General features: G+C 68.5%; 12 protein-coding genes. 3 read left to right on the top strand and 9 right to left on the bottom strand.

What is annotated here, in order from left to right; genetic code table 11:
* Positions 1-208: 208 nt before the first annotated feature.
* Positions 209-490 (bottom strand): glutaredoxin family protein, encoded by a 282-nt coding sequence (locus tag ACFYMC_RS15725; RefSeq protein ID WP_388524553.1) that lies wholly within the window; start codon positions 488-490, stop codon positions 209-211.
* A 145-nt stretch (positions 491-635) separates the two neighbouring features.
* On the opposite strand from ACFYMC_RS15725, the gene ACFYMC_RS15720 reads away from it, so the two are divergent.
* The 3 genes from ACFYMC_RS15720 (at position 636) to ACFYMC_RS15710 (ending at position 4,361) form a co-directional block, all read left to right on the top strand.
* Positions 636-1,694, top strand: coding sequence for an HAD family hydrolase (locus tag ACFYMC_RS15720; protein WP_388524550.1), 1,059 nt, complete (start codon positions 636-638; stop codon positions 1,692-1,694).
* 429 nt (positions 1,695-2,123) lie between these two features.
* Complete coding sequence (locus ACFYMC_RS15715; protein ID WP_388524547.1) at positions 2,124-2,921, top strand: ECF subfamily RNA polymerase sigma factor, BldN family; 798 nt, start codon at positions 2,124-2,126, stop codon at positions 2,919-2,921.
* A 225-nt stretch (positions 2,922-3,146) separates the two neighbouring features.
* Positions 3,147-4,361, top strand: a complete 1,215-nt coding sequence (locus tag ACFYMC_RS15710; RefSeq protein WP_388524544.1) for a DUF5667 domain-containing protein — start codon at positions 3,147-3,149, stop codon at positions 4,359-4,361.
* Between the two features lie 107 nt (positions 4,362-4,468).
* On the opposite strand, the gene ACFYMC_RS15705 is transcribed toward ACFYMC_RS15710, so the two are convergent.
* The 8 genes from ACFYMC_RS15705 to ACFYMC_RS15670 all read right to left on the bottom strand — a co-directional run bounded on the left by ACFYMC_RS15705 (position 4,469) and on the right by ACFYMC_RS15670 (position 11,284).
* Positions 4,469-5,521, bottom strand: a complete 1,053-nt coding sequence (locus ACFYMC_RS15705) for a lysophospholipid acyltransferase family protein (protein WP_388524542.1) — start codon at positions 5,519-5,521, stop codon at positions 4,469-4,471.
* Positions 5,521-6,579 carry an NAD-dependent epimerase/dehydratase family protein gene (locus ACFYMC_RS15700; protein WP_388524539.1) on the bottom strand — a complete coding sequence of 353 codons (1,059 nt, stop codon included), beginning with the start codon at positions 6,577-6,579 and terminating at the stop codon, positions 5,521-5,523. Before ACFYMC_RS15700 ends, ACFYMC_RS15705 begins: the two co-directional genes overlap by 1 nt.
* A gap of 254 nt (positions 6,580-6,833) precedes the next feature.
* The gene (locus ACFYMC_RS15695) at positions 6,834-6,932 is read right to left on the bottom strand and encodes a 30S ribosomal protein bS22 (protein WP_003948845.1); all 99 of its coding nucleotides are present in this window, start codon (positions 6,930-6,932) and stop codon (positions 6,834-6,836) included.
* 111 nt (positions 6,933-7,043) lie between these two features.
* Positions 7,044-7,253, bottom strand: a complete 210-nt coding sequence (locus tag ACFYMC_RS15690) for a helix-turn-helix domain-containing protein (RefSeq protein ID WP_162688852.1) — start codon at positions 7,251-7,253, stop codon at positions 7,044-7,046.
* A 149-nt stretch (positions 7,254-7,402) separates the two neighbouring features.
* Positions 7,403-8,218 (bottom strand): phosphatase, encoded by an 816-nt coding sequence (locus ACFYMC_RS15685; protein ID WP_388524536.1) that lies wholly within the window; start codon positions 8,216-8,218, stop codon positions 7,403-7,405.
* Positions 8,219-8,350: 132 nt separating this feature from the next.
* Positions 8,351-9,523 (bottom strand): acetoin utilization protein AcuC, encoded by a 1,173-nt coding sequence (locus ACFYMC_RS15680; protein WP_388524533.1) that lies wholly within the window; start codon positions 9,521-9,523, stop codon positions 8,351-8,353.
* Positions 9,474-10,388 carry an MFS transporter gene (locus tag ACFYMC_RS15675; protein ID WP_388524530.1) on the bottom strand — a complete coding sequence of 305 codons (915 nt, stop codon included), beginning with the start codon at positions 10,386-10,388 and terminating at the stop codon, positions 9,474-9,476. The genes ACFYMC_RS15680 and ACFYMC_RS15675 overlap by 50 nt, the downstream gene beginning before the upstream one ends.
* An 89-nt stretch (positions 10,389-10,477) precedes the next feature.
* Complete coding sequence (locus ACFYMC_RS15670; protein ID WP_388524527.1) at positions 10,478-11,284, bottom strand: aminoglycoside phosphotransferase; 807 nt, start codon at positions 11,282-11,284, stop codon at positions 10,478-10,480.
* Between the last annotated feature and the right edge of the window lie 15 nt (positions 11,285-11,299).

Here is an 11,299-nt window from a genome sequence, read left to right as displayed (position 1 = left end):
GGGGTCACGCAACCGAGGGGCGGGATCCTGGAACCGCGAGTCAACCAAACCCGTTCAAATACTGAAGGGGGCAAAATCGCACACACTCCTCACCGATAAGCCCCCGAGTTCCCGCAAATCGCCCATGATGGTAGCCGCCATCGAGGCCATTTGGCTCAGAACAGGACTCCTCGCCCCGCTCCGCGACCCCTTGCCGGCCCCCAGGAGATCACCCCGTCAGCGCCCGGCGCAGACGTTCCGGATCCACCCTCCAGAAGGTGTGCTGTTCACCGTCGACCAGCACCACCGGAATCTGCTCCCAGTACGCCGTGTGCAGCGCCTCGTCCTCGGTGATGTCCTTCTTCTCCCACGCGGCCCCGGTCTGCGCACAGACCTTCTCCACCACCACCTGCGCGTCCTCGCACAGATGACAGCCGGGCTTCCCGATCAGCGTGACCAGGCGATCAGCCGGGGCCCTGCCCTTTTCCTTACGGCGCAGCAGTGGACTCATGCCCCCATTCTCGCGCGCGGACCACGCACCTCCCCCCGCTCCCGGTCACCCACCGCGGCCCGCGTAACGCCGGCGCCCCGGAGTGTTCACGCGATCGCACCCGAAGGACTCGGGAACCGCCGAACGGACTGGCTATGCTCACCGCATGGCCGCTCTGGGCAGGTTCACTCCCCGTAGGCGCTCCGCCACCGCGCGCAGCGTGCTCGCAGGCGAGGCCTCGGCAGAGGCCGCGCGCAAGAACTCAACGGACGTCGATACCGAACTCCCCCCGACCTCCGAGACCCCGGCCGGGGCGACCAGCCGGCTCTCACCCCTCCCGATGCGCCGACGGGCCAGGACCGCGACGCGGGCTCCGGAGGAACCAGCCCCGCCCGCGACGGCCGAGACCGCCGGTGCCGGTGAGGCCTGCGAACCCGACTTCCCCGTCGCCGGCGACGTGCGCGCCGCCGCCTTCTTCGACCTCGACAACACCGTGATGCAGGGCGCGGCGATCTTCCACCTCGGACGCGGCCTCTACAAGCGGAAGTTCTTCCAGCGACGCGAACTGGCCCGCTTCGCCTGGCAGCAGACCTGGTTCCGGATCGCCGGAGTGGAAGACCCCGAGCACATGCAGGACGCGCGAGACAGCGCGCTGTCGATCGTCAAGGGCCACCGGGTCTGCGAATTGATGGACATCGGCGAGGAGATCTACGACGAGTACATGGCCGGACGCATCTGGCCCGGTACCCGTGCCCTGGCGCAGGCCCACCTGGACGCCGGCCAGAAGGTCTGGTTGGTCACGGCCGCCCCGGTGGAGACGGCCACGATCATCGCCCGCCGCCTCGGCCTGACGGGTGCGCTCGGCACGGTGGCGGAGTCCGTGGACGGTATCTACACCGGCCGGCTCGTCGGAGAACCCCTGCACGGCCCGGCGAAGGCGGAGGCCGTCCGGGCGCTGGCCGCGGCCGAGGGCCTGGACCTCTCCCGCTGCGCGGCATACAGCGATTCGCACAACGACATTCCGATGCTGTCGCTCGTAGGACATCCGTACGCGATCAATCCGGACACGAAATTGCGCAAGCACGCCCGGGACCTGGACTGGCGGCTTCGCGACTATCGGACCGGGCGCAAGGCGGCGAAGGTAGGCATTCCGGCAGCCGCCGGAGTGGGGGCACTGGCCGGCGGAACGGCCGCCGCCGTGGCCATCCACCGTCGCCGCAAGTAGCGGAGGGACGCCCGGCGCGCTCGCTACCTCCGCGGTTTTCCCTGTACCGAAGGGAACACGCCACACCTCGGCGCCCGGCACGGATCGGGCGCGGACCCAACGGGCCACTTCACCCCCACCTCCGCCCGATGTCGCAGCGCTTGCGAACACACTGGCTGCACGACCCACGGATCCCTGCCGGTCGACCATATCCAGCCATGGAATCGAGCACTCCACATACAGAATCGATCAACAACCGATCACAATCAGCGAGGGACTTTGCCCTCTAGATGCAACAGAAGCGACGTAATCGGCGATTTGAGCAACTGGGTGTAGCGCCGCCTGTACGAAGCGTTATTCTCCTCAAACGCATACGGGCAGCCATTCGTCGTCACGACGGGTGAACGGTCCCGCACTGCACGTGATGGAAGCTCTGCCTCTGGGAGTCCCGTGTACCCACACGTCGGGGTTGACGCCTCGGGCCTGGCTACGCTCCGCGCAACGGTCCTCGACCACCTGCGCGGTCTCGTCCCCACCGCGTACGCCGCCCCCGCATTCGCCACACCGGCCGCCGCATCCGGCCCGGCCGGTCCCTGCTACGCCCTGACCGACGGAGGCGCTACGGTCGGCAGACGAGCACGCGGCAACAGCGCGAGCGCGAGTGGCACCCCCACCGCGCGCCGCCCCAGTGCCGACAGTGACAGCGCACGCATGATGGACCTGGTCGAACGGGCCCAGGCCGGCGAGGCCGAGGCCTTCGGCCGGCTCTATGACCAGTACAACGACACCGTCTACCGGTACATCTACTACCGCGTGGGCGGCAAGGCCACAGCCGAGGACCTCACCAGCGAGACCTTCCTGCGCGCCCTACGCCGCATCTCCACCTTCACCTGGCAGGGACGGGACTTCGGCGCCTGGCTGGTGACCATCGCCCGCAACCTGGTGGCCGACCACTTCAAGTCCAGCCGCTTCCGGCTGGAGGTCACCACCGGCGAGATGCTCGACGCCAACGAGGTCGAGCGCTCCCCCGAGGACTCCGTCCTTGAGTCCCTGTCCAACGCGGCTCTGCTGGAGGCCGTGCGCAAACTCAACCCCCAACAGCAGGAATGCGTGACGCTGCGCTTCCTCCAGGGGCTCTCCGTCGCCGAGACGGCCCGCGTGATGGGGAAGAACGAGGGAGCGATCAAGACCCTCCAGTACCGTGCCGTACGCACCCTGGCCCGGCTGCTCCCGGACGACGCCCGCTGACCGGCCGGCCCCGAACCCCTCACCGGTGACCTCTTCAATGAAGCTGTGGTCCGATCATCCTTCGTCCGTAACCCAAGTGCCGCGCCGCTCGTTATGCGGAATGCAGGCTCCCTGTGGACACGCCACACCCCTCGCTCCACACACAGAAGTGTGGATGCGTCGGTTACGGGCAACCATCCGGACCCCCTGGGGAGTCGATCGTCATGACGAGAGGAGGTGCCGCCAGTGATCGCGAACGTTTCGGCGCACCGGCGGGCGAACGCCTTCGCCCAGGCCCTGGAGGATCGGACATCCCCCGATCCCGCGGATACGGCGGCCGAGCAGTCCGAGGTGCCTGCCGAAGCAGCCGAGCCCGACCGGCTGTTGGCCCTGGCGAACGCGCTTGGTGATGTGCCACGCCCAGCTCTGGACCCCGAGGTCAAGGTGGTTCAGCGGGCGCAACTCGTGGCTGCCATGGAAGCCATGCTCATGGAAGGGACCGCCCAAGGCGGTGCCGGGCCCTCGGTACCCGAGCAGCGGACCAGCAGAGGCGCCCACCGGGCGACCTCGCTGCGAAAGCTGAAGCCCCGCTCCCGCTGGTCGAAAGGCATCGCGGCCGGTGGTCTCACCGTCGGGGTGGCCGCGGGCGCCTTCAGCGGAGTGGCCGCCGCAAGCTCCGACGCACTGCCCGGTGATTCGCTCTACGGGCTCAAACGCGGCATGGAGGACCTGAGGCTGGGCATGGCCGACGGGGACTCCGACCGTGGTGAGGTGTACCTCGACCAGGCGTCCACCCGACTCCACGAGGCGCGCCGCCTGATGGAGCGCGGCAAACTCGGCGACCTGGACCACGAGTCGCTGGGAGAGATCCGGCGTGCACTGTCCGGCATGCGGCACGACGTCTCCGAAGGCCACCGCCTGCTCCACGAGGCGTACCAGGCGGACGGTTCACTGAGCCCGATCCAGCGGCTCTCCTCGTTCACCGACTCGCACCGAGACGCCTGGGGACAACTGCGCGAGCGGCTGCCCGCCCAGCTCACCGACGTCGGGGACGAGGTGACCTGGGTGTTCGAAGCCATAGACGAAGAAGTCGCCCCGCTCCAGGAACTGCTGCCCAAGGCACCGGACCAGAAGCGAGGTTTGCGCAGCTCCTCCCCCGAACCCGCTCCGCGCAGCGACGCGGCCGGCCAGAAGACGAGCCCCTCACCCAAGTCCTCCCCCGCTGTGGACGGGTCCACTTCACCGGACGGAAAGCCTCGTTCCGTGGCCCCGCCGGCGGAGGAGGACAGCCCCGAGGGCATCCTCGATGGTGCTGCGGGCGGCCTCCTCAACCCACCACACGACGATCAGCCCGAGCCCAGTCCGTCCGAACCGGGCGAAGTCGAGCCCGACATCACCATCCCGCCGCTGTTGCCCGGGATCCTGCCCGGGCTCGGGCTCAACGGCGAGGACGTCCGCTAGACCACTGGACCTACTCGGGCAGACCTGCCAGCGCAGCGAGGTCAGCTCCGTCGGCGCCCGCCCTCCACACGGCGAATTCCGGAGGGCGGGCGCTGACGGGAGAGCCCTCAGAAGAACACCGAACGCCGCTGCACCAGCAGCTTGTAGAGGGCGTGCTGGATCTGCTCCCGGACCTGATCCGTGAGGTTGAACATCAGCATCGGGTCCTCCGCGGCCTCAGGAGGATAGCCGTCGGTGGGAATCGGCTCCCCGAACTGGATCGTCCACTTCGTCGGAAGCGGAACGGCCCCCAGCGGTCCCAACCACGGGAACGTCGGCGTGATCGGGAAGTAGGGGAAGCCGAGCACCCGTGCCAGCGTCTTCGCGTTGCCGATCATCGGGTAGATCTCCTCCGCTCCGACGATCGAACACGGCACGATCGGGGTGCCCGCCCGCAGCGCGGTCTGGACGAATCCTCCCCGGCCGAAGCGCTGCAGCTTGTAGCGCTCGCCGAACGGCTTCCCTATGCCCTTGAACCCCTCCGGCATGACGCCCACGAGCTCCCCCCGCCCCAGCAGCCGCTCCGCGTCCTCGGTGCAGGCCAGGGTGTGCCCGGCCTTGCGGGCGAGTTCGTTGACCACCGGCAGCATGAACACCAGGTCCGCGGCGAGCAATCGGAGGTGACGGCCCGCCGGATGATGGTCGTGTACGGCGACCTGCATCATCAACCCGTCCAGCGGAAGCGTGCCGGAGTGGTTGGCCACGATCAACGCCCCGCCTTCGGCAGGGACGTTCTCGATCCCCTTGACCTCGACCCGGAAGTACTTCTCGTACAACGGCCGCACCAAGGACATCAACACCTGGTCCGTGAGCTCCTCGTCGTACCCGAACTCATCGACCTCGTACTCGCCGGTCAGCCGTCGGCGCAGGAACGCCAGACCGCCGGCGATCCGACGGTCCCAAGTGCCGCTCTCCTCCTTCGGCTGCCGTGCCGGCTCCGCGTCATCGGGCCCGGCGCCGTTCGGGGCGGTCGGGGGCTCCTCCGCCCGGTCCGTCGGCAGGGCGCGCAGCTCGGGCTCCGGCTTGCGCCAGCCGTTGGCCACCCGACGCCGCTGGGGGCGCGTGTTCGCTCCGCTCCGAGAACGGTCCTCACCGAACGGGATGACCTTGGCGTCCGCCATTATCGGTGCGCTCCTTCGTCGACACTGACCCGGCTCCCCAGCACCGCCCCGACCTCGTCGACGGCCCGCCGCAACCGTTCCGGCGGCAAGAGGCCCGGTCCACGGCTGCGGGCGAAGTCCGCGAACGTCTCCGCGGTGGTGAAGGAGGGCGTGAACCCCAGAGTCTCACGCAGCAGATCCGTCTGGACCACCCTGCCATGGGTCAGCAGCCGAATCTGTTCCGGGGAGAAATCGGTCACCTGGGCGGCCCGCAGTGCCGCGCCCGCCCAGGTGACCGCGGGCAGCAGCAACGGCAGGGTCGGACGCCCGAGCCGGCGCGCGCACTGGGACAGCAGCAACACCCCGTCGCCAGCCACGTTGAAGGTTCCGCTGACCGGTACCCCCCGGTGCGGATCACGGGCCGCGACCAAACGCAGCACATCGACCACGTCGTCCTCGTGGACGAACTGCAACCGCGGGTCGTAGCCGAAAACCGTCGGTAGGACCGGCATCGAGAAGTAATGGGCGAGCGGCGAGTCCGCGCAGGGCCCCAGGATGTTGGCGAAGCGAAGCACACAGACGGCCACATCGGGGCGGCGGCGGGCGAAACCCCGCACATAGCCCTCGACCTCCACCGTGTCCTTGGCGAAGCCCCCGCTGGGCAGTGCCTTCGGCTGGGTGGCCTCGGTGAACACGGCCGGATCACGGGCGGCCGAACCGTACACGCCGGTGCTGGACTTCACCACCAGCCGCTGGACGCTCGGGGACTTCTGGCAGGCCCCCAGCAACTGCATGGTGCCGATGACGTTGGCTTCCTTCTGGGAGGCCCGACCGCCTCCCCGCGGCACACCGGTCACATCGAGGTGGACCACGGTGTCGACCGCCTCCTCGGCCAGCACACGCGCGATCGCCGGCTGTCTGATGTCGGCCTGGATGAACTGTGCCGCCCCCAGCCGGTGCGCCGGGACGCCGGCGTCCACCGCGATGACCCGCTCCACCCCCGGCTCCCGTTGGATGCGTCGGATGAACCGGCCCCCCAGTTGCCGGGCCGCCCCGGTCACGAGCACGACCTTCCCCAAGATCAGCGCCTTTCTTCCGCACCTCAGCCAGAGTCCATCCGTACCGAGCAGATCCCGCGTGCTCCACCGTGACACGGCCGGACCCTCCAGGTGGATTTCCGCACCCGTGCCGTGTCGTGCGCCCGCGCGACCTCCAGGGCCCATGAGGCCGCTCCCGCAGACCCGGCGGGTCAGCCCCGGAAGAGCCGCATTGCACCGCAGCCCCTCCACCGAATTCGGTGGAGGGGCTGCGGTGAAACACGTCCAGCTATCGCTTACTTCTTGTTGCGACGCTGAACGCGGGTGCGCTTGAGCAGCTTGCGGTGCTTCTTCTTGGCCATCCGCTTACGCCGCTTCTTGATAACAGAGCCCACGACTACCCTCGCTCACTTCTCTTCACTCGGTGCGGGGCGTCTGGGCCCACACGACCTACGTCGGCCTAGCCTACCCGCCCGAGCGTCGAGCCTGTAATCCGAGGTGAGTCCTCAGGCCGATTCGACCCCCACGAACGATTCCCGGAGGTACTCGTGAACCGCGTTTTCGGGAACCCGGAAGGACCTTCCCACCCGGATCGCGGGCAGATGACCGTTGTGCACCAGGCGGTACACGGTCATCTTCGACACTCGCATCACCGAGGCGACCTCCGCCACGGTCAGGAACTGAACCTCACTGAGAGGCCTCTCGCCAGCAGCCATGACACACCTGAACCTTCCGCGCATGACGGGCACCGGCTTCCCCTCCGGTGACTCCCCGTCGCTGCGCGCTCACTCCTCAGATTAGGGGCGGGTGATACGAGTGGGGAAGAGGAGTAGCCACAGCCGCGCCCACCCCTTGCGCCGGCCGCCTACGCCCACAGTGCGGCACGCCCAAGGACGTAGCGGGTAAGGGGACGGTAATAGTCTGAACGCACCCCGTCATCAACTGGAACGGCCACGGACACCCGCCCTTCGGCCTCCCCGACGAAGAGCGCGGGATCATCGGTGTCCGCCAGGCCGATGGCCTCAAGGCCCAGCTGACCTGCCGCGCAGACCCACCCGTGATCCCCGACCACCAGCTCCGGCAGTGGAAGCTCCGACTCCGCGAGCGCTGCCAGCGCGGTGCGAACCGGCAGCGGCGAATGGCTGTGTACGCCCGGCGCACATCCTGACCGTTGTGCGCCGGGATCCCGCATCAATGCGACCCCTCGTACGTAGTCGAGGCGGTGAGTGCGTACCCCGAAGCGGGTCGTTATGTCGACAGGACAACCCTGCGCGGGTGTGAGAACCTCACATCCCGCCGCCGACAGCGCCTGGGCCAAGGAAGCGTAGAACTCCAGCAGCCGATGCGGGTGACCAGTCCCGAGCAGCACTGGCGCCCGGCGCCTGGCGACGGAACGCAACCGCGCCGCGAACGCCTCCAGAGCCCCCAGCGTACGCTCCGGATCGATCACATCCGGGCCGGTGACATGCCCCGGATCAGCCGACACCCCGCACTTCTCGGCCATCAGGGTCAGCAACTCGCCCTCGCTCCAAGGCCATCGTGGCTCAAGACCCAGCAACACCCGCGGATCACCCGCCGCGAACAGCCGGTAGCTGCGCAGGTTCGCCTCGCGCGAAGTGGCCACGGACCCCGCCAACCGAGCGGCCAGCAGATGCGCACGCAACGTTCCGGTGCTCAACACCCGCCCGATGCTCCCGTACCGAGCGCCCGGGGTCCCGAGAACGCAACAGACAGACCACTGTTGGGCTAATGACCTGAATTGGCGTCAACCAACATGCTGGTCAAGCGAGTTCCCATCAGCACCCGGGGGCCCTCAAAGCAACATTCCACGCAACGGGTAGACGGCTCGCCGAGCCGCCAGCACCGCCTGGTCGGTACGATCCGCCGGGTCGTAACCCGACTCCCAGTCCCGCCAGTGCACCGGGCTCAGACCGTCCGTCATCCGCGCCGGTCCCCACTGCCGGGTCCGTGCGTACACCTCGTCGCGCCACGACTGCGGGACCAGCGTCTCGGGCTCGATCGGCCGATGGGCGGCGATCGCCACCAGGTGCGTCCACGACCGCGGGACCACGTCCACCACCGCGTACCCCCCGCCCCCGAGGGCCAGCCAGCGACCCCCCGCATACGCGTGGGCCAAGTCGTGACAGGACTCCTGCACCGCGCGCTGGGCGTCCAAGGACACCGCCAGATGGGCCAGCGGATCCTCGAAGTGGGTGTCCGCGCCGTGCTGCGTCACCAGCACCTGCGGCCGGAAGTCCGCCAACACCTCCGGGACCACGGCGTGAAACGCCCGCAACCACCCCGCGTCACCCGTGCCGGCAGGCAAGGCGAGGTTCACCGCACTGCCCTCAGCCGCCGGCCCGCCCGTCTCCTGCGGCCACCCGGTCTGCGGGAACAGCGTGCGCGGGTGCTCGTGCACCGAAACGGTCAGCACCCGCGGATCGTCCCAGAACGCCGCCTGCACCCCGTCCCCGTGGTGCACGTCCACGTCCACGTAAGCCACCCGCTCGGCCCCGAGCTCCAACAGCCTGGCGATCGCGAGGGCCGCGTCGTTGTACACGCAGAACCCGGAGGCCGCCCCCGGCATCGCATGGTGCAGGCCGCCCGCGAAGTTCACCGCGTGCAGGGCCTCGCCCCGCCACAGTGCCTCCGCCGCGGCGACCGACTGGCCAGCGATCAACGCAGAAGCCTCGTGCATGCCCGAGAACGCGGGGTCGTCATCCGTCCCCAGCCCGTACGTACCGTCCGCCCGCGCGGGATCCTCGGACACCGCCCGCACGGCGGCCACGTAGTCCTCCCGGTGTACCAGCCGCAACGTGGAGTCCCCGGCCGCCTTGGCGGCCACCACCTCCACCGCCCGATCGAGCCCGTAGGCCCGTACCAGCCCCATGGTCAGGGCCAGTCGCACCGGGTCCATCGGGTGCCTCGGGCCGAAGTCATACCTCGTTACTGCCTCGTCCCACATCAACCACTTGCGGCCGCTCATGCCCGTCACGGTATCGGGCCCGCCCCCGAGGACGCCCCTCGGCTCCGAAGGACCGCGCGTACCGGAGCGTGACGAGGACCAACACCATGGGAATCAACATGGCCCCCCGGTAACTCCACATTTCCCCGACCGCCCCGACCAGCGGAGACCCCACGAGGAAGCCGACGTAGTTGAACACGTTGAGTCGGGCGACCGCCGAGTCCGAGGCGCCGGGGAAAGCACGGCCGGCTGCGGCGAAGGTCTGTGGCACGATCACGCACAGCCCCAGTCCCAGCAACGTGAAGCCCAGCATCCCCACCCAGGCCCCCGGGGCCAGCGCCACGACAGCGAAACCACTACCTGCGAGCACGCTGCCGCACCGCACCACCGTGACCGCGCCGAACCGCCGAACCCCCAGGTCACCGACCGCACGTCCGAGCAGTGTGGTCACCATGTAGACGTTGGAGCTTGTGGCGGTACCCCCACCCATGAAGATGTTAGACCACACCGTTGCGGTTGCTTCCGGCAGCGCGGCAGCGTCGGCCACAGACACACCGTCCGGTACAGGAAGTACCTGGCCAGCGGGCACGCTCACCTTCTCGGCGTACCCTCCACCACTCAGGAGAGCGCACACCGGCTGACCGACTTTCCACCCGGTGACCCCCTCCCCCAGCGCTGCCACATGCCCGGAGCACTCAAGTCCCGGATACGGCGAAGCGCCGGGCGGAGGATCGTAGAAGCCTTGGCGCTGGAGTAGGTCCGCCCGGTTCACGGCGCTGGCCGTCACATCAATGAGGACTTCCCCCGGCCCCGGTACGGGGTCCGGTACCTCTGTCCATGTGAGCACTTCCGGCCCACCCGGTTCGGTGATCGTGATTGCCTTCATAACCTCACGCTACCCACGACGAAGGCCCCGCCCATGCGCCACGGGGGCCGACGCACGGACGGGGCCGCTGAGGGGCCGCTGAGGGGCGTTCAGACGGCTTTCCGGTACTCCGCCCAGCGTTGGGCAGCGTCAAGGACAGTGGCCGTCCACGGGTCCGGGTCGGCACCCGCGATTTCTTCCCACAGATTCGCGGTCGCCAGCGAGAAAGCCGTCACGGCTTCCGGTGCTGCCGTCTGCCACGCGGGAACACATGCCGCCCACTGTTCGGCCGACTGGGGTTCTTGCTTGCCTGCCGCCATGAGCCACACCGTCCAGTGGGCAGCGTCCAGCCATGCGGCACCGCGTGTTGCCCAAGCCCAGTCAACGAGAAAGGCGGGGCCGTCCACCATGACGTTCTCGTTGTTCAGGTCTGTGTGAAGCAGGGAGTTGCCCGCGAAGTGCGCAACGTCGGACGGCTTGGCCGCGTACCCCTCAAGACGTTGTTCCGCCTGCCGCAACTCGATTTCGGGGCAGGGGACTTCCCCCAGTCGGCAAAGAAGATCGGCCACTTTGGGGAGGTCCGGCGAACCTGCCGAGTAGTCGGCGTGGTGGCCGTCCAGTACCTCAAACCCCAGGAGCACCCATCCGGCGTCTTCCACCTGCCAGTGAAGCGCGGGCGCGATTCCTCGGAGGTACGGGTTTACTTCGGCTTCCCGGCGCTGAGTCCATACGCGCTTGTGGTCGGTTCTCAGACCCTTGACGAAGAAGGAACCGCCAGCGGTAAAGATTCGCGCCGCGATTTCGCTATTGAAGCCTTGCCGTACCGTTTCGGTCTTGATGATTTCCCCGGCGCGAGATTCAACGCCAGCAAGTACGGCGGACGGTAGATCATCGAATGACATTCGCTGAGTTGCCACGGTCCCCAGACTCTC

Origin of the sequence: Streptomyces sp. NPDC006879, from assembly GCF_042869595.1 — a bacterium.
GTDB lineage: Bacteria > Actinomycetota > Actinomycetes > Streptomycetales > Streptomycetaceae > Streptomyces.
This window is presented reverse-complemented; position numbering and strand designations above follow the sequence as displayed.